This is a genomic window from Actinomadura violacea, from assembly GCF_017573465.1.
GTDB lineage: Bacteria > Actinomycetota > Actinomycetes > Streptosporangiales > Streptosporangiaceae > Spirillospora > Spirillospora violacea.
In genome coordinates, this window is the sequence record NZ_JAGEPF010000025.1 from 132,991 (window position 1) to 154,823 (window position 21,833).

Consider the following 21,833-nt stretch of genomic DNA (forward strand, 5'->3'; position numbering starts at 1 on the left):
CCAAGCAGTGATCACGAAGACCCTAGCCCGGCGCCGCTCCGCGCCGGTCAAATCCCCCTGTGGGGGGACGCCCCCCCACACCCCCCGGCAAGTGCAGGCCTGACCAGCACCTTCCGCTCCGCTGGAGCTCCGCTCCATGGCGCCGGTCAGGCAGCGACGCGGGCGGTCTCGGCGATCGTCGTGGAGGCGAGGACGCGGTCGCCCTCGTAGAGGACGGCGGCCTGGCCGGTCGCGACGCCCCGCGCCGGCGTGGCCAGGCGGATGCGCAGCTCGTCGCCGTCCTGCTCGGCGGTGCAGGCGTAGACCTCGCCGTGCGCGCGGAGCTGCACGTGGCAGGCGAACGGCCCGGCGGGCGCCTCGCCCAGCCACACCGGGCGCTCGCCGACGATCTCGTGGACGTCCAGCTCCTCGCGCGGGCCCACGGTGACCGTGTTGGTGACCGGCGAGATGTCCAGGACGTAGCGGGGCTTGCCGTCCGGCGCCGGGACGCCGAGCCGCAGCCCCTTGCGCTGCCCGATCGTGTACGCGTACGCGCCGTCGTGGTCGCCGACCCGCGTCCCGTCGGTGTCGACGATCGGGCCGGGCGCCGAGCCGAGCCGCTCGGCGAGGAACCCGCGGGTGTCGCCGTCCGCGATGAAGCAGATGTCGTGGCTGTCGGGCTTGTCCGCCACCTGGAGGCCGCGCCGCTCCGCCTCCCGCCGGATGTCGGCCTTGGCGGTGTCGCCGAGCGGGAACAGGGCGTGCGCGAGCTGCTCGGGCGTGCACACCGCCAGCACGTACGACTGGTCCTTGCCCTCGTCGACGCCGCGGCGCAGGACGCCGCCGTCCAGCCGCGCGTAGTGGCCGGTGCAGACCGCGTCGAAGCCGAGCGCCATCGCCCGGTCCAGCAGCGCCGCGAACTTGATCTTCTCGTTGCAGCGCAGGCACGGGTTCGGGGTGCGGCCCGCCGCGTACTCGCTGACGAAGTCCTCGACGACGTCCTGGTGGAAGCGCTCGGCGAGGTCCCACACGTAGAACGGGATGCCGATCACGTCGGCGGCGCGGCGCGCGTCCCGGGAGTCCTCCAGGGTGCAGCAGCCGCGCGCCCCCGTCCGGTACGACCGAGGGTTGCTGGACAGGGCCATGTGGACGCCGGTGACGTCGTGCCCCGCCTCGGCGGCGCGGGCCGCGGCCACCGCGGAGTCGACGCCGCCCGACATGGCGGCGAGTACGCGCAGAGTCATAGTGCCATCGAGCGTACGCGCAGCCAGGGGGCTACCCGTCATCAATTCCGCGTACGATGAGGCGGGTTGTGACTCCTCCGCTTCCTGGCGGAAGCGGCTTCTCGCTGGGCCGCTTGCGCAGCCTCACGAAGGGCAAGCCCTGCCCCGAGGATGTTGACCGCCGCATTCACGTCAGCGTGCGCGGCGTGCCCGCATGCACGGCAGTGGAACACGGCCTGTCCGACGCGATTCTCCGCAGCGCTGTGCCCGCATGCGGCGCACGTGCGGGACGTTCCGGCGGGGTTCACCACGATCAGCTCTCGACCGGCGCTTTCAGCCTTGTACGCGAGGACCGTCAGGAACACCCCCCAACCCGCGTCCAGAATCGATCTGTTCAGTCCCGTTTTCTGAGCGACTTTGCTGGCGGGACGCTCGGCCGTCCCTCGGGCCGAGCGGGTCATGTTCGCGATTCGCAGGTCCTCATGGACGATGAGGTCGTGCTCGCGGACGAGGGCGAGCGCCGCCTTGTGCGCGTGATCGAGCCGTTGCCGCCTCACCTTGGCGTGCAAGGCGGCCGCCCTGCGGACCGCCTTGCGCCGCCGCTCGGATCCTGGAGACTTGCGGGCCAGCGCCTGCTGGGCGGTCGAGAGCCGGCGCGCAGTGGCGGCGAGCGGGCGAGGGTTGGGTACGTGATCGCCCTCTCTCTTCACACTGATGGTCTTGATGGTCCCGACCACGGGCCGATGCTGGTGGACGCGGACATGACCGACTCCGAGGAGGCCTACGAACGTCGCCGTGGGATGCCCCGGCTGGGAGTTCCAGCGGCGGCCGTCCCCGTCCCTCGGCCATGTGACGGTGTCGAATCGGCCTCGCCCTCTGAACCGGGGGTAGCCGGGGCTTCGCCCGTTCCGAAGTCTGCGGAAGAACGCGGCGAACGCCAGGTCGAGACGCCTGAGAGTGGCCTGCTGGGAGGAGAACGACCACCGGCCCTGCCCGTCCGGGCCGGCGGCACGGACGTCCTTCAGTTCGGCGGACTGGTCACCGTAACGGACCATCGCACCCGCTCTGCGGTGGGCGGTCCGTCGGTGCTCAAGGGCGGCGTCGTACAGGACTCGATGGTCCTCGACGCAGGCGGCCGGACTCCCGGCCTGCCGTGCCGTGGGCCGCAACAGGAACTTGAACGACCTGCGCATCCCCGCCTCCACTTCGAACACGCTTCGTCACGCGACGCTACCGAACGCCACCGACAGATCCGAGAGGAGAAGCGAGGAGTCCCGACGCTCGACCGTCGGCCGTTGACGTCCTCCTCGTGCACCGACTGATGGGAATCTTCCGCCGTCCTCGCGAGTCCTCCGCCGCGACGCCGCCCGCGATCAGCGAGTTCTGGGAATGGTGGGCGCAGGCCCGCCCGACGATCGAGGCGTCGCTGGCCGCGGCGGGCGCCGACGCGGACGACGCCGCCGGCCCCGCGCCCGGCGAGGGCCTGTCGGCGGACGCGATCGAGGAGCTGTCCCGGCGCGTCCACCGGATCCACGCTGACCTGCAGTGGGAGATCGGCGGCGCGGACGACCGGACACCGTCGCTGACGGTCACCGGCGGCGGCGACCCGGAGCTGCGCGGGCTGACCGAGCGCTGGTTCCGCGCCGCGCCGTCCGGCGCCGCGGCGGGCGGCTGGACGTTCCACCCGGCCCGGCGGCCCGACCTGGAGATGCTGTCGCAGGACCTGGTCCTCGGCGACCACGAGTTCGACCTGGAGTACGTGCGGCTCGGCATGCGCGCCGACGCCGACCGGGCCCGGGTGCACATCACCGCCTACCACCCCGACTTCCTGTTCGTGTCGGAGGAGCAGCAGGTCGCGGTCGCGCTGCACGTGCTGGACTGGGCGCTCGGCGAGGACGACGTGGCCCGCTGGGTCGGCGAGGTCTCCATCGCGACGGAGGCGCCGATCGACGCGCTGGCGCCGGCGATGCTGTCGGCGGTCGTGGAGCAGATCGCCGAGCCGTTCAGCGAGCCCGCGTGGCTGACCGGCGAGGGCCGCACGCCCCGCGGGCATCCCGCCCGGCTGGGCGCCCGGTTCCCGCTGCACCGGCAGGACTACCCGCTCTGCGACCTGCACGTGGCGATCACCGTCCCGTACGCCAACGCCAACCCCGACCGGCTGCCCGTCGAGCCGTCGGCGGGCGCGCTGCGCGCGTTCGAGAAGAAGCTCACCAAGCTCGGCGACCGCGCGGTCCTCGCGGTCCGGGAGACGGGCGACGGGCTGCGGGTGTTCCACCTGTACGCCGACCCCGACTCGGGTGTGATCGCCGAGCTGGACCAGCTCGCCGCCGGGTGGGGCGAGGGCAAGGCCAAGGTCGCCTCGACGGCCGACCCGGGCTGGAAGGCCCTGGCGCCCTACCAGCCGTGAGCCGCCGCTAGCCGATCCGGGGCAGCCGCCGGCGGCCGCCGCGGCCGGTCCGGCCGCGCGAGCCGTCCCGGACGGCCTCGACCTTCCGCCAGCGCGCCTCGCAGAAGGAGTAGGCCCCGAAGACCAGCAGCCCGGCGGCGACGACGACCAGCAGCCACGGGCCGGCCGGGGTGCCGGCGAACTGGCGCAGCGTCCCGTCCAGCCCCTTGGCCTTGCCGGGGTCGAACGTGATGGCCGCGTAGGCGAGGAAGACGCCGACGGCGCCGAAGACGATCCCGCGGGACGCGCGGCCGACCACGCCGAGCGTCTTGACGAAGCGGCGGGTGTTCGGGCCCATCCGGGCGGTGTTGAGGCGTTCGAGGAACTTGCGCCGGACGGCGCCGACGACGCTCCCGACGCCCCAGGCGAGGAAGCCGGCGCCGACCGCCAGGACGAGCCAGCGGCCGCCGGAATGCTCCATCGCCCGAGCCGTGTAGGTCTTGGACTGCTCGTTGCTGGAGCTGCCGCCCTGCCCGAGCACGAAGTTCAGCACGGTGACGCAGCCGGCGGAGTAGAACACGCCGCGGCCGAAGGAGGCGAGCCGCTTGGTCGCCTTCCGGCCGTCCGCGGCGGGCTGCCCGAAGGCCGCCTCCGCGAAGCGCCAGAGGGCCAGCCCGGCGAATCCCGCGGCCAGCAGCCACAGCATCACGGTGCCGCCCGGCTTGCCCGCGACCGTCTGCAGCGCGCCCTGCTTGTCGGCCTCCTGCCCGCCGTCGCCCAGCCCGATCTGGACGGCGAGCCAGCCGATCAGCAGGTACAGCACGCCCCGCGCCACCAGGCCGGACCGGCAGAAGATGTGGAACGCCGAGTTTCCCGCCACCCGGCGTCCGGCGCGCCGGACGCCACCGCCGGCGACATTCGTGGTCATGCTCCGTCGTCCCTTCCCGTCGCGAACGGCAGAGCTGTGCCCGGTAGCAGATCGGTCAAACTCCGGCAAAACGCAGCTCAGTCGTCGGCGGGCCGGTCGTCCTGCGGTTCGACGGCCTCGACCTTGCGCCACCGGACCTCGCAGAAGGAGTAGAGACCGAAGACCACCAGGCCCAGGGCGATCACGGCCATGCCCCAGCCGCCGGCCGGTGTGGCGGCGAACTCGCGCAGCGCGCCGTCCAGCCCCTGGGCCCGGTCCGGCGCGAAGGAGATCGCGGCGTACGCCAGGAAGGCTCCGACGGCGCCGCCGATCAGGCCGCGCGCGACGTTGCCGATCGTCCCGAGGGGCTGGACGATCCAGTGCGCGACGGTCCCCATCGCGTCCGTGTCGAGCTCGTCGCGGAAGGCGCGCCGCCCCGCGTTGACCAGCGTGACGACGCCCCAGACGACGAAGCCGGCGCCGACGGCGAGCACCGCCCAGCGGCCGCCGGGTTCGGCCATGGCGCGCGCCGACAGGGCGCGCGACTGCTGGTCGCTCGACGCGTGGCCCTGCCCGAAGAGGAAGCCGACCGTGCCGGTGCATCCGATGGCGTAGGTGAGGCCGCGGAAGGCGGCCGGCAGCCGCATCCGCTTGCGCCGCCCGTTGGGGAGGGGCCGCCCGTACAGGGCCTCGGCGAACTGCCAGAGGGCCAGCCCGGCGAACCCGGCGGCGAGCAGGCAGAGGACCGCCCAGCCGCCCGGCCTGTCCGCGACGGTGCGCAGCGCGCCCTGCCGGTCGGCCTCCGCCCCGCCGTGCCCCGTCGCGATCAGCAGGGCCAGCCAGCCGATCAGCAGGTACAGGACGCCGCGGGCGGCGAGGCCCGCGCGGGACAGGCGGTGGAACCAGGGGTGTCCGGCCGCACGCCGTCCGAGCTCGCGCGCCGCGTCCTTCGCCGCCATCGCCGCCTTTCTTGAACGGCAACGCTGTCCCCGTTCAAGGAACGGTCAAACCCGGACGCCTCGGGAAGGCGCGGCCGGGCCGTCAGGACAGGCCGGCGCGGCGGGCGCGTTCGACGGCGGGGCCGATGGCGTCGGCGAGGGCCTTCACGTCGGCCTCGGTGGAGGTGTGGCCGAGGGTGAAGCGGAGCGAGCCGCGCGCGCGCTCGGGTCCGGTGTTCATCGCGGTCAGGACGTGGCTGGGCTGGGACACGCCGGCCGAGCACGCCGACCCGGTCGAGCAGGCGATGCCGCGCGCGTCCAGGAGCATGAGCAGCGCGTCGCCCTCGCAGCCGGGGAAGGAGAAGTGGGCGTTGCCGGGCAGCCGGTCGCGGGGGTCCCCGTTGAGGATCGCGTCGGGGACGGCGGCGCGCACGGCCTCGACGAGAAGGTCGCGCAGGTCGGCGAGGCGGCGGGCCTCGGCGTCGCGGCGGGCGACGGTCGCCTGGACGGCGGCGGCGAACCCGGCGATCGCGGGGGTGTCGAGCGTCCCGGACCGGACGTCGCGCTCCTGGCCGCCGCCGTGCAGCAGCGGCACGGGGTCGAGGAACAGCGGTTCCTTCGGCTTGGCGAGCAGGAGCGCGCCGACGCCGACGGGCCCGCCGAGCTTGTGGCCGGTGATGGTCAGCGCCTGCGCGCCGCTGGCGGCGAACCGGACGGGCAGGTGCCCGGCGGCCTGGACGGCGTCGGTGTGCAGCGGGACGCCGTGCTCGCGGGCGACGGTGGCCAGGTCCGGCACCGGCTGGACGGTCCCGACCTCGTTGTTCGCCCACATCACGGTGACGAGGGCCACGTCGTCGCCGCTGCCGAGCGCCGCGCGCAGGGCGTCGGGGGTGACGCGGCCGAGGCCGTCCACCGGGATCCGTTCGACGGCGGCGCCCTCATGGTCGCCGAGCCAGGTGACGGCGTCGAGGACGGCGTGGTGCTCGACGGCGCCGGCGAGCACCCGGACGCGGGCCGGATCGGCGGCGCGGCGGGCCCAGTACAGGCCCTTGACGGCGAGGTTGTCGGCCTCGGTGCCGCCGGAGGTGAACACGACCTCGCTCGGCCGGGCGTCGAACGCCTCGGCGATGATCTCGCGGGACTCCTCGACGACCCGGCGGGCGCGGCGGCCGGCCGCGTGCAGCGAGGAGGGGTTGCCGAGCTCGCGCAGCTCGGCGGTCATCGCCTCGATGGCCTCGGGCAGCATCGGGGTCGTCGCCGCATGGTCGAGGTAGGTCACCACGCGGTTAACAGTATCCGCGCGGACCCTGTTCCCCGCGGCCGCCCGGCCGCCCGCGGGGCGGCGGGCGGGAAGGGGACGTTGAGCTGGGAAGAGAAGCGGAGCGCCCGCGGTTTGGCGTGTATACCGTCCGGCCGGTACAGTGGAATGGTCATGAAACGTGAAGCCCTCCTGGACGCCGCGGAGTCCGTGCTGTTCGAGCACGGCACGCAGGCGCTGACGCTCGCCGCGGTCGCCGACCGCGCCGGCGTCAGCAAGGGCGGGCTGCTCTACCACTTCCCCACCAAGGAAGCGCTCGTCAAGGCCATGGTGGCGCGGGTCATCGAGGAGTTCGACGGCCTGATCGCCTCCTACGACGACGGCACGCCGGGGTCCTACACCCGCGCCTACGTCGAGGCCACCTTCGAGATCCTCGGCGGGGAGGCCAGGGCCCACCGGCGATGGTCGGCCATCACGGCCGCCGCGGCGGATCCGGAGCAGGCCGAGCCGCTGAACGAGGCGATGCGGCGCTGGCACGGCCGCGATCCCGCCGACGATCCGGACCCGGGCGCCGCCCAGATCGTCCGGCTGGCGGCCGAGGGCCTGTGGGAAGTGGTGAGCCACGCGCCCGAGCTGTACGACGGGGAACAGCTCGCGGCACTGAAACGGCGGCTGCTGGCGCTTCTGCCGTAGCACGCCCGCCGACCCGACACGGGCGCCGCCACCCGGCGCGCCCTTCCGGCACCGTCCGCGACGCTCCCGGCCCCTCCCGGGTCTGGAGCGTTCCATGACGCCCGGAGCCCCGTCACAGCGGAACCACCGCGCACACGCGTGCGCACCCATCGCATTCGCGACGAGCCGAGAAAGAGGTGAACCATGCTGTTCCGTGCCCGTTCGGGGACGTTCCTGACCTTCGCGCTGGCGGGCCTGCTCACCGGAGTGTGGGTGGCCAGGATGCCGGCGCTGGCCGGAAAGTTCGGGACGAACGAGGGCGAGATCGGCATCGTCGTCCTCATCTGGGGCCTCGGCGCGATCGTCGCGATGCAGGCCCTGCGCGGCGTCATGGCCCGGGCCGGCAGCCGCAACGTGCTGCGCGTCGCGCTGCCGCTGACCGCGCTGTCCTACGCGGGCGTCGCGCTCGCCCCCACCTACGGGGTGCTGCTCGGCGCCGTCGCGCTGTTCGGCATGACCTTCGGCATCACCGACATCGCGATGAACGCCCAGGGCAGCGTGGTCGAGCAGGCGTACCGCCGGTCGATCATGAGCGGGATGCACGCCGGCTGGTGCGTCGGCGCGATGACCGGCGGCCTGTACGGCGTCGCGACCGCCGCCGCCGGGCTCGGCTTCACCGCCACCGTGCTGGCCGCCGCGCTCGCCGCGGTGCCGCTCGCGCTGCTGCTCGGCCGCACCTACCTGCCCGACACCTACCCGATCGACAGCGGCGCGGTGCCCGCCGCCGAGATCCCCGCCGCGTCCGGGACCGGCCGGGCCGCCCGGCGGCTGCCCCCCGCCGTCTACCTCATCGGCGTGCTCGCGTTCATCGCGTTCATGACCGAGGGCTCGATCGCCGACTGGAGCGGGCTGCTGCTGCACGACGAGCTGCACGCCACCCAGGCGATCGCCGCGCTCGGCTACCCGATGTTCGAGCTCGCGATGCTGTTCGGCCGGCTCGTCGGCGACCGGGTCCGGATGCGGATCGGCACCCGCCGGCTGCTCACCGGCGCCGGGATCGGCACCGCGCTCGGCATGACGTCGGTCGTGCTCGCGCCGTCCGCGCCCGTCGCGATCGCCGGGTTCTTCGTGACCGGGCTGGTGGTCTGCACGGTCGTCCCGACGACGATCTCGCTGGCCGGGACCGCCGCGCCGGGCCGGCCGGCCGCCGCGGTCGCGCAGGTCGGCGCGATGGGCTACGGCGGGCTGCTGCTCGGCCCGGTCGTGGTCGGGTTCCTGTCGGACGCGACGTCGCTGCGCATCGGCGTCGGCGTGGTGGTCGTACTGGCGCTGCTGATCGCGGCCGGCGCCCGCCTCCTCCCGCTCGGCGCGTTCGCGGACGTCTCGGCGCACTCCCCCGAGGCGGCCGTCGCCGCCGCGGAGGCGCAGTCGCCGGCCGGTGTCCCCTCGGGCGCGCCCGAGGACGACCCGAACGGCACCCGTCCGCAGCCCGTCGCGGCCTGACCCCGGCGCCCTGCCGGGGCCGTCCCCCCGCGGAGGGCTTGATCCGGTATAAACGCCCTCGAAACCAGAGACGGGGCGGCATATGGGCGACTGGCGGGTTCCGGGGTACAGCGAGCTGCGGGTCCTCGGGGAGGGCGCGCAGGGCCGGGTCGTCCTCGCGCGGCACGACGGCACGGGACGGCCCGCGGCGATCAAGTACCTGGCGGGCCGGTTCGCGGACGACGCGGAGTTCCGCGAGCGGTTCCGCGGCGAGGCCGACCTGCTGCGGCGGCTGCACCATCCGTTCGTGGCCCGGATGTACGGGCTGGTCGAGACGCCCGCCGGCGCGGCGATCGTGATGGAGGCGGTGGACGGGGCGTCGCTGAAGGCGGTGCTGGCCGAGAGCGGCCCGCTGGCGCCCGAGGCGGCGCTCGCGGTGCTGAAGGGCTCGCTGCTCGGCCTGGCCGCCGCGCACGACCTCGGCATCGTCCACCGCGACTACAAGCCCGCCAACGTGATCGTGCGCGGCGACGGGTGCAGCAAGCTGATCGACTTCGGCGTCGCGGTGGAGGCCGGGGAGGCCGGACGGTCCGGGACGCCGGTCTACATGGCGCCCGAGCAGTGGCGCGGCGAGCCCGCCTCCCCCGCCACCGACGTGTACGCCGCCGCGTGCGTGTTCTTCGAGTGCGTGACGGGGCGCCGCCCCTACACCGCCGAGGACCAGGCCGGGCTGATGGGACGGCACCTGACCGCGCCGATCCCCGTCGCCGACGTCCCCGAGCCGCTGCGCCCGCTGATCCGGCGGGGCCTGGCCAAGAGCGCCTGGGACCGCCCGCTCGGCGCCGCCGCGTTCGTCACCGAACTGGAATCGGCGGCGGCCGGCGCCTACGGGCCCGACTGGGAGTCGCGCGGCGTCCGGGCCCTCGCCGGGGCGACCGCCGCGCTGTCGCTGCTGTTCCCGCTCAGCGCCCTGGGCTTCGGCTCGGGCGGCGCCGGAGCGGGCGCGGCGGGAGGCGCGGGCGCGGCCGGGACGGCGGGCGCCGCGGGCGGGTCCGGAGCGGGCGCCGGGACGGCCGGCACCGCCACGGCGGGCAAGGGCGTCCTCGGCGCGCTCGGCGCGAAGGGCGCCGCGGCGGTCGCGGGCGGCGTCGCCGTCGTCGCGGCGGCCGGCGGCGCGGCCGTCTACGTCGCCGACGCGAAGGAGAAGCCGAAGCCCAAGCCGATCGTGGCCGCGCTCTCCGCGCTGAACGAGCCGCGCAAGGACCTCGGCGGCGGCGTGACCCTCCAGGCGCGGGGGCAGGTCGTCACCGTGACGGGCGGCAGGCCCGCGCTCGTCCGGAAGATCGACCAGGCGCTGCGGTCGCCGCTCGAAGAGCGCTGGGCCACGACCACCAAGGGCCTCGCCGGCGGATCCGGACGGGGCGCCTACACCGACGTCGTGAAGCCGGCGATCCTGCTGCGCAACGACCGGCTGCTGTCGGTCTGGTACACCGTCTCCCTGCAGGGCGAGCGCGGAACCGGCTGGGACCACTCGCCCGCCGTGACCGTCGACCTGCGGACCGGCGCGGCCCTCCGCCCGTTCGACCTGTTCCGCGTCCCGACCGAGCAGGGCATCGCGCCGCTGGACCGGAAGATCAAGGCGCACCTGCCGCACGGCACGTACTGCTGGAGCGACGTGGGCGGGGCCGGGCCGTTCCAGCCGCACGGCACCGACAACCCGTCCGCGTTCGTCAAGTCCGGGGACGTCAGCATGGCCCTCACACCGGCCGGCCTGCGCGTCGCCTTCTACGGCGCGGTGCTCGGCTACGCATCGGCGTGCGGCGAGGAGGACGCGACCGTCCCGTACGCCGAGGTCAAGGACATGATCAAGCCGGACCTGCTCGCGGCCGTCCCGTACCCGCGGCCGGCGCACTCCTGACACGCCGGACGCCCCGCCCCCGGCGCGTGCCGGGGACGGGGCGTCCGGGGGCGATCACTTGCGCTTGGTGATCTCCTCGGTGAGCTGCGGCGCGACCTGGAACAGGTCGCCCACCACGCCGTAGTCGACGAGCTCGAAGATCGGCGCCTCGGGGTCCTTGTTGATGGCGACGATGGTCTTCGAGGTCTGCATGCCGGCCCGGTGCTGGATGGCGCCGGAGATGCCGACCGCGACGTACAGCTGCGGCGACACCGTCTTGCCGGTCTGGCCGACCTGGAACGAGTGCGGGTACCAGCCGGCGTCGGTCGCGGCGCGGGAGGCGCCGACGGCCGCGCCGAGCGAGTCGGCCAGGCCCTCGATGATCTTGAAGTTCTCGGCGCCGCCGACGCCGCGGCCGCCGGAGACCACGATCGCGGCCTCGGTCAGGTCCGGGCGCTCGCCCTTCTCCTGGACGACCTTCTCCACGATCCGGGTGCCCTTGTCGGTGTCCGACAGCGCCACCGACACGGCCTCCTCGGCCGGGGTGGCCGGGGACGCCTCGGGGGCGACCGAGTTCGGCCGCACCGCGATGATCGGCGTGCCGGTCTTCACCTTGGCGTGCGCGATGATCCCGCCGCCGAAGATGGAGTGCTCGGCGACGAAGCCGTCGGTGACGTCCACCACGTCGGTGAGCACTCCGGAGCCGGTCTTGACCGCCAGGCGGCCCGCGATCTCCTTGCCCTCCGCGGTCGCGGAGACCAGCACCGCGGCCGGCGACCTGTCGGCGACCAGCTGCGCGAGCAGCGCGGCCTTCGGCGCGACGACGTAGGAGGTCAGCTCCTCGTCGGCGGCGACGTAGACCTTCGCGGCGCCGTACTCGCCGAGCTTGTCCTTGGCGCCGTCGGCGCCGGGGCCGATCCATACCGCGGAGGCCTCGCCCAGCTTGTTCGCCAGCGTCAGCAGCTCGAGGGCGACCTTCTTGACCTCACCGTCGACGTGGTCGACGAGGACGAGAATCTCAGCCATTGTTCTAATCCCCTTCCTCGGTCAGACGAACTTCTTCGACGCGAGGAACTCGGCGATCTTCGCGCCGCCGTCGCCCTCGTCGGTGACGATCTGACCCTGCGCGCGCGGCGGCGCCTCGGCGAAGTCGACCACCTCGGTGGCCGCGTTCGCCAGGCCGACCTGCGCGGCGTCGATGCCGGCGTCGGCGACGCCGAGCGTCTCGACCGGCTTCTTCTTGGCCGCCATGATCCCCTTGAAGGAGGGGTAGCGCGGCTCGTTGATCTTCTCGACCACGGAGACCACCGCGGGCAGGGTCGCCTCGACGCGGTCGAAGCCGTAGTCGGTGACCCGCTGCGCCTTGATGGACGAACCGTCGATCTCGACCTTGTTGGCCAGCGAGACCTGCGGCACGCCGAGCCGCTCGGCGAGCATCGCGGCGAGCACGCCGGTCCGCGCGTCGGTGGACTCCGAGCCGAGGATCACCAGGTCGAAGCCGGTGCGGCCGAGGGCCTGCTGGATCGCGTAGGAGGTCTGCAGCGCGTCGGAGCCGGCGAGGGCGTCGTCGATGAGGTGGACGGCCTTGTCGGCGCCCATCGCCAGCGACTTGCGGATGGAGTCGGTGGCCTTGTCCGGGCCCATGGTCAGAACGGTCACCTCGCCGCCCTGGGCCTCCTTGATGCGCAGCGCCTCTTCGATGGCGTACTCATCGAGCTCGTTGATGACACCGTCCGCGGCAGCGCGGTCGAGCGTGCTGTCATCGGACTTCAGCTTGCGCGGGCTCTCCGTATCGGGAACCTGCTTCACCAGGACGACGATGTTCATGGCCGGTGGCCGACCTCCCTGCACTCAGTTGGCCGCTGGGGTAAGCGGCAGAGGGGCGCCGCCCATGACGGGTCGACGCGGACATGCGCTTTCGTGGTCACAGCCTGCCAAACACCCGAACGTGCTTCGGAGCCGGGTCCCCGGTTGGGCCGTGCACGACAAATGTTACTCATCGGTAGCCTACTGGCAAATCCCAGTTCGTGAGACCTTACCCACGTGCCCACCGGGTTTGCGGGCCCCGTCCCGTCCAGAGGACGCCGTGACGCAGCTCACAGTCACCAGCGGTCCGCGGCGTTCTGCAGCCGGTCCACCGCGCGCTCCAGCGAGCTCTGCGTCCCGTACAGCGGCGCGAAGCTCGGCGTCAGCGTCATCGCCCCGACCACCGCGAGCAGCGCCAGCACGCCCAGCACCACCCCCGTGACCGCGATCCGCCGCGGGTCCCCGGCGACCGCCGCGAACATCCGCTCCAGCTGCCGGCGCGGCGCGCTGACGCCCGGCGCCGTCCACAGCACCGCCGCACCCGCCCCCGCGCCGAACGCGCAGGCGCCCAGGGAGTCGATCTGGCCGCCGAGCACCGACGCCGCGGCCAGCCCGACCGGCACCGCGACCGTGAGCACCGCCGCATAGGGGACGGTCAGCACCGTCCGCCCGAGCGCGCGCGCCCAGTCCCCCGCCGTGCCCGCCGCGGCGGCCCGCAGCGCCGTCACCGCCGCCAGCGTCAGCACCAGCCCCACGACCGGCATCATCACCGCGACGCCGACCCCGACCACCACCACCATCGCCGCGAGCAGCCGCGCCCACGCCCGCAGCACCGGCGCCCGCGCCGGCTCCACGGGCTCCGCCGGCGCCGGCTCCGCGGCGGGCGGCGCCACCGGCGGCGCGGCCTCCTCCACCGCCGGCGCGGGCGCCGGGACGTGCCGCTCCGGCCGCACCACCAGCCGGGACGCCGCCTCCGCCAGCCGCTCCGCGTCCGGACGGGCCGCCGGATCGGGATCCGCCGCGGCCGCCACCAGCGGGCGCAGATCCTCGGGCAGCGCGTCCGGGGGCACCTCGAACCGCCCGGCCGCCGCGAACGTCACCGTCGCCGCCCACGCGTGCACGTCGCCGGGCCCGTGCGCCCCCGCCGCCAGCCCGAAGTCGACCACCACGGGCGCGCCGTCCACCACCAGCACCGTGCCCGGCCCCAGCTCGCCGTGCGCGAGCCCCGCCCGGTGCACGGCCGCCAGCGCCTTCGCCAGCCCCACCGCCATCCGCCGCAGCGCGTCCCCGGACATCGGCCCCTGCTCCGCGACGACCTCCGCCAGCGGACGTCCCGGCACGAACCGCGACACCACGTACGGCCGCCGCACCCCGGTCTCGCCGTCCAGGACGTCCGCCGCGTAGGGGCTGGCGACGGCGCGCATCCGCTCGATGTCGGGCGCGGCGCCCGGCGGCAGCAGCCTGATCGCCACGTCGCGCCCGTCCGGCCCGGTCGCCCGGCGCAGGCCGGCCCCGCCGGCCTTCCGCGCCAGCAGGCGGTACGGCCCGATGTGCTCCTGGTGGCTCGTCTCGCCGCTCATATGGCTGGCCACCCTACCCACGCCCCCACCCACCCCGCAGCGATCCCACCCCACCCCCACTGGGGAAACACGGTCAAGCACAAGCACGCCCAACGCCCCGAACCCCGCCCCGACGGCTCGAACCCCAGCCCGGCGGCTTGAAGCTCAGCCATCGCCACGGGCAGGCACGCGGAGCGAGCTCTGCGAGCGCAGCGGGCCTGCCCGACGACGGACGAGGCGTTTCACGCGGAGCGCCAGCGGAGCGGGAAACGCCTCGTCCGTCGCAACGGGGGGTTCCAGGGGGTCGCCCCCCTGGGAAAACACAGCCACGGGCAGGCACGCGGAGCGAGCCCTGGCGAGCGGAGCGGGCCTGCCCGGCGGTCGGTGAGCCGTTTCGCCGCGGAGCGCCAGCGGAGCGGGGAAACGGTTCGCCGGCCGTGACGGGGGTTCCAGGGGGTCGCCCCCCTGGACTACGCGTAGCCGGTGCGGCGGAGTTCGGTTTCCAGGGCGGCCAGGAAGGCGTCGACCTCGTCCTTGTCGTAGGTCTCGCGGAGGCGGCGGAGGGTGAAGGAGCGGGCGCGGACGTCGTCGGCGCCGATGACCTCGGCGAGGGCGCGGCGGTCGCCGGTGAGCCAGTCGCGGGCGCGGGCGACGAAGCCGTCGACCTCGGCGGGGTGGTAGCCCTCCTTGAAGCGGGCGCGGGTGAAGCGGGCGGTGCCGAGCAGCGCGGTGGCGCGGCGGACGTCGGCGAGCCGGCCCGGCATGACGGGGCGGCCCTGCAGGAGTCCTTGGGCGTGCGCCGCGTACAGGCCGGCGGCGCGGTGGATCTCGGCGAGGCGGGGGCCGTTGGCGGGGACGCCGGTGCCGGTCCGCGCGTCGTCGGCGGCGCGGGTCGCGGCGTCGAGGGCCTTGCGGGCGTGGCCGGCGGTGTGGTCGGACCAGGTCCCGCCGATGGCGTGGCCGCGCTCGGCGGCGACCAGTTCCCGCTTGGCCTCGGCGAGCGACACCTCGATCACCGGGACCGTCAGCGCGAACCCGGCCCGCGCGAAGGCGGCGCGGCCCGCGACGACCCGGTCGGCCGGCGGCTCCGGCCGCGGCGGCGGGGGCGGCTCCGGCTTCGGGGCGGGTTTGAGGCGCAGCCGCGGCGCGATCGAGCCGGGGTTGGCGAACCGGGCGGCGAGCTCCGCCGCGTCCGGCCGGTGGGCGGGGTCGCGGGCGAGCGCGTCCTCCAGTACCTCGCGCAGGTCGGGGTCGATGCCGGCGAGGTCGGGCGTCCCGGTCAGGACGCGGCGGACGAACGCGGCGGGGCTCGTCGCCTCGTAGGCGCGGCGGGCGGTGGCGGCGTAGGCGATCGTCGCGGCCCAGCCGAACACGTCGGTGGGCGGCCCGGCGGGCCGGCCCTCCAGCACCTCGGGTGAGACGTAGCCGGGGGTGCCGACGGGGCCGTGGGTGAGGCGGGCCGCGCCGGCGAGGTAGGCGATGCCGAAGTCGATCAGGACGGGCTCGCCGGCGACCAGCATGACGTTGCCCGGGTTGACGTCGCGGTGGACGCTGTCGGCGTCGTGGACGGCGGCGAGCGCGCCGGCGAGGCCGCCGGCCAGCCGGAGCAGGCCGTCGCGGGGCAGCGCGCCGCGGGCCTTGACGGTCTCCAGCAGCGAGGTGCCCTCGACGTAGCGGGTGACGACGTAGGGCGGGTCGCCGTCCACGTCGTGGTCGACGAGCTCGACGACGCGGGCGCTGCGGATCCGGCGCATCGCCTCGACCTCGCGGCGCAGCCGGTCCTTGGCCTGGAACTCGGCGGGCAGGAAGGGGTGCAGCGTCTTGATCGCGACCATCCGGCCGTCGTCGGCGCGGGCGAGGAAGACCTCGCCCATGCCGCCGCGGCCGAGCCGCTGCAGGGGCAGGTAGGGGCCGATGGGGTCGAGCGGGCGGGGCCGTCCGCCGGGTGCGGGCGCGCCGGCGGACACGGCGGGGCCGCTGCCGCTGGACACCCGCAGCCCCGCGGAGTCGGGGCGCAGCGCGCGCAGCCGCCGCACCAGGTCGGCGGCGGACGGCCGGGCGGACGGGTCGGCGGCGAGCGCGTCGGCGAGCAGCGGGCGCAGCTCGTCGGGGACGCCGCCGAGGTCGTGGTCGCCGCGGATGATCCGGACGCAGACCGCCGCGTCGTTCGGGGCGTCGTACAGGTCGGCGCCGGTGGCCGCGAACGCGGTCGTGGCGGCCCAGGCGAACACGTCGGCGGGCGGGCCCGCGTCGGCGCCCTCCAGCAGTTCGGGCGCGAGGTAGCGCCAGGTGCCGGACCTGCCGCCGCCGGTGTGGGTGAGGCGGGTGTCGTCGACGCCCTGGGAGATGCCGAAGTCGATCACGACGGGCTCGCCGGCCTCCAGCAGCACGTTGCCGGGCTTGATGTCGCGGTGCACGACGCCGGCCCGGTGCACGGCCTCCAGGGCCTCGGCGGTGCCGACCGCGATCCGCCACAGCGCCGCGCCGGTGATCGCGCCGGCGCCGCGGACCTCGTCCAGCAGCGGGCGCCCCTCGACGTGGCGGGTGACGATGTAGGGGACGCGGGCGTCGACGTCGAACTCGACGATCTCGGCGACGCGGGGGCTGGTGACGCGGCCCATCGTCTCGACCTCGCGGCGCAGCCGGGCCCGCGCGCCGGGGGCGTCGACGAGGTGCGGGTGCAGGGTCTTGACGGCGAAGGTGCCGCCGCGCGGGTCGCGGGCGCGGAACACCTGCCCCATGCCGCCGGAGCCGATCAGCTCGACCGGACGGTACGGGCCGATCATCTCCGCCGGTTCCGGCCCGGCGGCGGGCGGCGGGGGGAGCCAGGCCCCGTCAGACGAACGGGAGCCCGGTGACGAGGTCGTGGACATCGCTGCGCAGGCTCTCCAGGTTCTGGCTCATGCCGTCCAGCGGGGTGGTGTCGGGGGGCTGCTTCTGCGAGAGGCCGACCAGGACGGCGGCGAAGATCCCGAGGATGACGGCGGCGGCGAGGGCCGCTTCGGTGCGCGGGAGCAGCGCGCCCCAGATCCGGGCGAGCTGGCGGCGCGGGGCGCCGCTGCCCGGCGCCAGGCTGAGCAGCGCGATCACCGCCATCGCCGCGTAGGCGATCGCCCGGGACGCCGCCATGTCGGATTTGGCGAAGACCAGCACGCCGAGCAGGACGAGCCCGGCGAACAGGCTGAGCGCCGACAGCAGCGCGGTGACCATCACCGCGCCGGGCAGGTGCAGCGGGGTCCGGAACGCGGCCGCGACCGCGTCGCCCGAGCGGGGGCCGCGCCGGGTCCGCTTGCCCTCCATGCCCTGCGCGGCCTTGTCGGCGCTGCGCAGCACGAGCACGCCGACGATCGTCACGCCGACGGCGAGCAGCGGCGCGATGTTGGCGAAGCCGAGGAGCGCGATCAGGACGAGGAAGCCGAGCACCCGGTACCAGCCGTAGGGCTTGCGGGCCTCCTTGCCGCGCTCGTCGCGCGCGGGTTCGGGACGGCGGCGCTGCGCGTCCTGTTGCTGCGGGTCGTAGGGGCCGCCCGGCTGCGTGCCGCGCTGCAGCGAGTTCGGCGGCGGCTGGTTCGGCGGCTGGTTCGGCTGCCCGTAAGGGGCGTAGTTCGCCGGGGGGTAGGTGCCCTGCGGGCCGTAGTTCTGCGTCCCGTAGGGCGCCGCGGCGTCGTAGGGGCCGGGCGCGGGCGGCGGGACGGGCGGCGGCGCGGCGGGCGGCAGCTGCCCGACGAAGTCCTTCGGCTGCGCCGGGACGGGTGCGGGCGTCGGAAGCGGGGCCGGCGCGGGCGCGGGCGTGTGCCCGCCCGCGAGGCCGTCCGTGCGGCCGGCCGTCTCGCTCGGCGGCATGGCGAACTGCCGGGCGTGGTCGGGCGCCGGCCGCTCGACCGGCGGGACGTGCCCGTCCGGGCGGGTGTAGTGCTGGTCGACGCGGGTCTGGTCGGTGATCGTCGCTTCGAGGTGGATGCGCCGGGCGAGCTGCACGAGGGTGACCGCGGTGGGCCGCTCGGCGGGGTTGCGGGCCATCGCCGAGCGCAGCAGCGGGAGCAGCGCGTCCGGGACGCCGTCCAGGTCGGGCGTGCCCTGCATGATCTTGTAGAAGATCGACTCGAAGGTGCCGGCGCCGAACGGCGGGCGGCCGGTCGCGGCGTAGGCGACCGTGCCGGCGAGCGCGTGCACGTCGGACGGCGGGCCCGCGTCCTCGCCCTCGATGATCTCCGGCGCGAGGTAGCCGGGGGTGCCGATGACCATGCCGGTGGCGGTCAGCCGGGTCGCGTCCGCGCCCTGCGCGATGCCGAAGTCGATCACGACCGGCTCGCCGTCGACGATCATGACGTTGCCGGGCTTGAGGTCGCGGTGCACGATCCCGGCGCCGTGGATCGCCGACAGCGCCGACGCCAGCCCGACCGTCAGCCGCTGCAGGCCCCGCCCGTTGATCGGGCCGCCCTCCTCGACGACCTCCTCCAGCGTGCGGCCGGGCACGTACTGGGTGACGATGTAGGGCTGGTCGGCGGTGACGTCGGCGTCGAGGATCTCCGCGACGTGCGGGCTGTGCACGCGCCGCATCGAGTCGACCTCGCGGGCCAGCCGGCGGCGCGCCGTGGCGTCGCCGGCCACCGCGGGCCGCAGCACCTTGATGGCCACGTTGCGCCCCTCGGGGTCGGCGCCGAGGTAGACGACGCCCATGCCCCCTTCCCCGAGGGTCTGGAGCACGCTGTAGTGGCCGATACGGTCCCCGGACGTGACTGCTCCCTCCATCGTTTCCGAAACCCTACCTTCGTCCCCCCGGCGAGAAGGATTCAACGGTCATCTCAGGCCGCCGCAAACCGGCCGCGAAGTGTGATAGAGTCGTCACTTTGCGCGAGCGCGCCCGCGATCCAGCGGGCGGTCGGCCGCTCCGCCGGGTCCCGCGACAGCGCCCGGCGCACCACGCCGAGCAGCGGCTCCGGCACCCCGTCCAGGTCGGCCTGGCCGCGCAGGATCCGGAAGCACACCCCGTGCAGCGAGCCCCGCCCGAACGGCGGCCGGCCGGTCGCCGCGAACGCCGTGGTCGCCGCCCAGGAGAACACGTCCGACGCGGTCGTGGCGCGCTCCCCCTCGATCAGCTCGGGCGCCAGGTAGGCGGGCGTCCCCACGACCATCCCGCGCCGGGTGATCTGCTCCATCCCCGCCTGGTGGGAGATGCCGAAGTCGATCAGCGTCGGCCGGTCGCCCAGCACGATGACGTTGCCGGGCGAGACGTCCCGGTGCAGCACGCCCGCGTCGTGCACGTCGGCGACGGCGAGCGACAGCTGCCGCGCGCACCGGACGAGCCGGTCCCCCGCGAGCGGCCCGTACGCGCGGACCAGGTCGTTCAGCGGGCAGCCCGGCACGTACTGCATCACGACGTACGGGCGCTCCTCCGACACCCGCCCGTCCAGCAGCCGCGCCACGTACCGGCTGCTCACCCGCGCCTGCACGGCGAGCTCGCGGGCCAGCCGCGCGAGCGCCTCCGGCTCGCCGGCGACCTGCGGGCACAGTTCCTTGACCGCGACCTCGCGGCCCTGGGAGTCCAGGGCCAGGTGCACGATCGCGGTGCTCCCCCGGCCGATCTCGTCCAGCAGCCGATACTCACCCAGACGGCGATGAGTCCCCATGGAAACTGAGACGCCGGAAATCACCGCCGCGTTCCGGTGAAACCCGATCGGACGCCGTCGGCGGCGCGGCCGTTCCCGCAAGAAGATCACGAAACGGCCGCGGCCCGGGGCGGCGGGTCGCCCGCCGGAGGCTCAGCCCTTGCGGGCGGCCTGGCGGGCGCGGCGCTCCTCGCGGCGGTCCTCGAACTTGGTGGCGGCGGCGTCGAGCTGGTCCATGAACTCGGCGAGCTCCTCGCGGGCCTTGTCGCCGTCGCCGGTCAGGTCCGTCCGGTCGAAGACGCCCCACTTGCGCAGCACGGGGGTGAGGACGTCGTCGTGGTGCAGGCGCAGGTCGTAGATGCCGGCGTTGGCGATGACGACCGACTTGCGCAGGAACCCGTCGATGCTGTGGCCGGGCATCTGGAACGCCTTGACGACGTCGGTGATGGCCCGCATCGTCTCGTTCGGGGCGGCGTCCAGCGCGGCGGCCATCAGGTTCCGGTAGAAGATCATGTGCAGGTTCTCGTCGGCCGCGACGCGGGCCATCATCTGCTCGCAGAGCGGGTCGCCGGACGCCTTGCCGGTGTTGCGGTGCGACACCCGGGTGGCGAGCTCCTGGAACGACACGTAGGCGGAGCCGTGCAGGATCGAGTCGCCGTGGTCGGCCTCGTAGCCGGCCTCCATGTGGCGCATGCGGGCCCGCTCCAGCGCGACGGGGTCCACGGCGCGGGTGACGGTGAGGTAGTCGCGGATGACGATGCCGTGCCGGTTCTCCTCGGCCGTCCACCGGTTCACCCAGGTGCCCCAGGCGCCCTCGCGGCCGTACACGGTGGCGATGGCGCGGTGGTAGCCGGGCAGGTTGTCCTCGGTGAGCAGGTTGACGATGAGGGCCTCGCGCGCCTCCGGCGTCACCTTCGAGTGCTCGATCGACCAGGGCTCGCCGTCCAGGGGACCGTCGAAGTCGCGGCCTTCGCTCCACGGCACGTACTGGTGCGGGAACCACTCCTTGGCCATGGTCAGGTGCCGGTCGAGCTCCTTCTCGACCACCGGCTCGAGCTCGTGCAGGAGGTCGGTCTGGAACTTCTCTTCGGGGGTCACGGACATGCGTTTCCTTCGCTGGACGAGATGGAGTGCCGGACGGTGCCGCCGCGCCCGCGGCACGCTGTGGGGCGCCCGGCAGGCCGAACTCAACCTACTCAAGCGTAGGTTCGATCGTCGCCAGTCCACCTGACCCGCGTCAAGTCACCCCCGTGACAATCCGCCCCGGGAGTGTTTTGTAGATCTGAGCGAAACCGGTCCTTCGCTTTTGTCACTGCGTGTCGGCCGCCTGGTGCCACATCCGGTTCACGGCGGCCCGCAGCAGGGGGCGCGGGACGAGCTTCAGCGCGGGCAGCGCCGCCTTGTACTGCGCGCCGGGGACGCACAGGGCGCGGCCGGCCGACACCGCGTCCAGCCCGGCCCTGGCCACGTCGTCGCGGCGCAGCCAGAGCAGGTTGGACGGGGCGTCGTCCTCGGTGCGGGTGAACCCCGGGCACAGCGCGGTGACGTGCACGCCCTTCGACGCGACCTCCGCGTGCAGGCTCTCGGAGAACGACGCGACGTACGCCTTGGTCGCGCCGTAGGTCGCGCTGCCGGGCGACGGGGTGAACCCGGCCATGGACGCGACGTTCAGCACCCCGCCGCGGCCGCGCAGCACCATCCCGGGAAGGGCCGCGTGGGTGAGCCGCACCAGCGCGGTGACGTTCAGTTCGAGCTGCCGGAGGTGGTCCTCGACCGGCAGCTCGGCGAACGCCCCGAACGCGCCGTGCCCCGCGTTGTTGACCAGCAGTTCGACGGGCTCGGCGCGCAGCCGCCGCTCGATCTCGCCGCGCTGACCGGGGTCGGTGAGGTCGGCGGCCAGCACCTCGACCGCGACCCGGTACCGCTCGACCAGCTCGCGGGCGAGCCCGTCCAGCAGGTCGCCGCGGCGGGCCACGATCACCAGGTCGGTGCCGCGGGCGGCGAGGAGGCGGGCGAAGCTCTCGCCGATCCCGCTGGACGCCCCGGTCACGAGCGCGGTTCGGTACGCGTGTCGCATGGCGGCAGATGCTATCGGCGATCTTCGTCCGGTCCGGGGG

The 21,833-nt window shown here is 74.7% G+C and carries 17 protein-coding genes; 4 read left to right on the top strand and 13 right to left on the bottom strand.

Features of this window, described 5'->3' with window-relative positions; translation table 11 throughout:
* Nucleotides 1–146: 146 nt before the first annotated feature.
* Both mnmA and J4709_RS36785 read right to left on the bottom strand, forming a co-directional pair.
* Nucleotides 147–1,223, bottom strand: coding sequence for a tRNA 2-thiouridine(34) synthase MnmA (gene mnmA, locus J4709_RS36780; RefSeq protein WP_208248022.1), 1,077 nt, complete (start codon nt 1,221–1,223; stop codon nt 147–149).
* Nucleotides 1,224–1,264: 41 nt separating this feature from the next.
* Nucleotides 1,265–1,939 carry an RNA-guided endonuclease InsQ/TnpB family protein gene (locus J4709_RS36785; protein WP_307801867.1) on the bottom strand — a complete coding sequence of 225 codons (675 nt, stop codon included), beginning with the start codon at nt 1,937–1,939 and terminating at the stop codon, nt 1,265–1,267.
* A 572-nt stretch (nt 1,940–2,511) separates the two neighbouring features.
* Between J4709_RS36785 and J4709_RS36790 the strand changes: the two genes are divergently transcribed.
* Nucleotides 2,512–3,609: a DUF695 domain-containing protein gene (locus J4709_RS36790; RefSeq protein ID WP_246342426.1), complete on the top strand. Its 1,098-nt coding sequence runs from the start codon at nt 2,512–2,514 to the stop codon at nt 3,607–3,609.
* Nucleotides 3,610–3,616: 7 nt separating this feature from the next.
* Here J4709_RS36790 and J4709_RS36795 read toward each other — a convergent pair whose 3' ends face one another.
* The 3 genes from J4709_RS36795 to J4709_RS36805 form a co-directional block, all read right to left on the bottom strand.
* Nucleotides 3,617–4,516 (bottom strand): DUF1206 domain-containing protein, encoded by a 900-nt coding sequence (locus tag J4709_RS36795; RefSeq protein WP_208248023.1) that lies wholly within the window; start codon nt 4,514–4,516, stop codon nt 3,617–3,619.
* 77 nt (nt 4,517–4,593) lie between these two features.
* Nucleotides 4,594–5,454, bottom strand: a complete 861-nt coding sequence (locus tag J4709_RS36800; RefSeq protein WP_208248024.1) for a DUF1206 domain-containing protein — start codon at nt 5,452–5,454, stop codon at nt 4,594–4,596.
* A gap of 82 nt (nt 5,455–5,536) precedes the next feature.
* Nucleotides 5,537–6,712 (bottom strand): cysteine desulfurase family protein, encoded by a 1,176-nt coding sequence (locus tag J4709_RS36805; protein WP_208248093.1) that lies wholly within the window; start codon nt 6,710–6,712, stop codon nt 5,537–5,539.
* A 153-nt stretch (nt 6,713–6,865) separates the two neighbouring features.
* Between J4709_RS36805 and J4709_RS36810 the strand changes: the two genes are divergently transcribed.
* From J4709_RS36810 to J4709_RS36820, 3 genes are all read left to right on the top strand, one after another.
* Nucleotides 6,866–7,384, top strand: coding sequence for a TetR/AcrR family transcriptional regulator (locus tag J4709_RS36810; RefSeq protein WP_208248025.1), 519 nt, complete (start codon nt 6,866–6,868; stop codon nt 7,382–7,384).
* Between the two features lie 183 nt (nt 7,385–7,567).
* On the top strand, nt 7,568–8,866 hold the full coding sequence (locus J4709_RS36815) for an MFS transporter (RefSeq protein ID WP_208248026.1): 1,299 nt from the start codon (nt 7,568–7,570) through the stop codon (nt 8,864–8,866).
* An 82-nt stretch (nt 8,867–8,948) separates the two neighbouring features.
* Entirely contained in the window at nt 8,949–10,763 is a 1,815-nt protein-coding gene (locus J4709_RS36820; protein ID WP_208248027.1) for a serine/threonine-protein kinase, read from the top strand.
* 54 nt (nt 10,764–10,817) lie between these two features.
* On the opposite strand, the gene J4709_RS36825 is transcribed toward J4709_RS36820, so the two are convergent.
* From J4709_RS36825 to J4709_RS36860, 8 genes are all read right to left on the bottom strand, one after another.
* The gene (locus J4709_RS36825; protein WP_208248028.1) at nt 10,818–11,768 is read right to left on the bottom strand and encodes an electron transfer flavoprotein subunit alpha/FixB family protein; all 951 of its coding nucleotides are present in this window, start codon (nt 11,766–11,768) and stop codon (nt 10,818–10,820) included.
* A gap of 21 nt (nt 11,769–11,789) precedes the next feature.
* Complete coding sequence (locus J4709_RS36830) at nt 11,790–12,569, bottom strand: electron transfer flavoprotein subunit beta/FixA family protein (protein ID WP_208248030.1); 780 nt, start codon at nt 12,567–12,569, stop codon at nt 11,790–11,792.
* A 275-nt stretch (nt 12,570–12,844) separates the two neighbouring features.
* Nucleotides 12,845–14,128, bottom strand: coding sequence for a protein kinase family protein (locus tag J4709_RS36835; RefSeq protein ID WP_208248032.1), 1,284 nt, complete (start codon nt 14,126–14,128; stop codon nt 12,845–12,847).
* Nucleotides 14,129–14,577: 449 nt separating this feature from the next.
* The gene (locus tag J4709_RS36840) at nt 14,578–16,893 is read right to left on the bottom strand and encodes a protein kinase domain-containing protein (RefSeq protein ID WP_208248034.1); all 2,316 of its coding nucleotides are present in this window, start codon (nt 16,891–16,893) and stop codon (nt 14,578–14,580) included.
* A gap of 49 nt (nt 16,894–16,942) precedes the next feature.
* Complete coding sequence (locus J4709_RS55100) at nt 16,943–18,859, bottom strand: serine/threonine-protein kinase (RefSeq protein ID WP_208248036.1); 1,917 nt, start codon at nt 18,857–18,859, stop codon at nt 16,943–16,945.
* Between the two features lie 53 nt (nt 18,860–18,912).
* Nucleotides 18,913–19,737 carry a serine/threonine-protein kinase gene (locus J4709_RS36850; RefSeq protein WP_208248038.1) on the bottom strand — a complete coding sequence of 275 codons (825 nt, stop codon included), beginning with the start codon at nt 19,735–19,737 and terminating at the stop codon, nt 18,913–18,915.
* A gap of 132 nt (nt 19,738–19,869) precedes the next feature.
* A complete protein-coding gene (locus tag J4709_RS36855; RefSeq protein WP_208248040.1) occupies nt 19,870–20,820 on the bottom strand; it encodes an acyl-ACP desaturase in 951 nt (316 codons plus the stop codon).
* Between the two features lie 205 nt (nt 20,821–21,025).
* A complete protein-coding gene (locus J4709_RS36860) occupies nt 21,026–21,793 on the bottom strand; it encodes an SDR family NAD(P)-dependent oxidoreductase (protein WP_208248042.1) in 768 nt (255 codons plus the stop codon).
* Between the last annotated feature and the right edge of the window lie 40 nt (nt 21,794–21,833).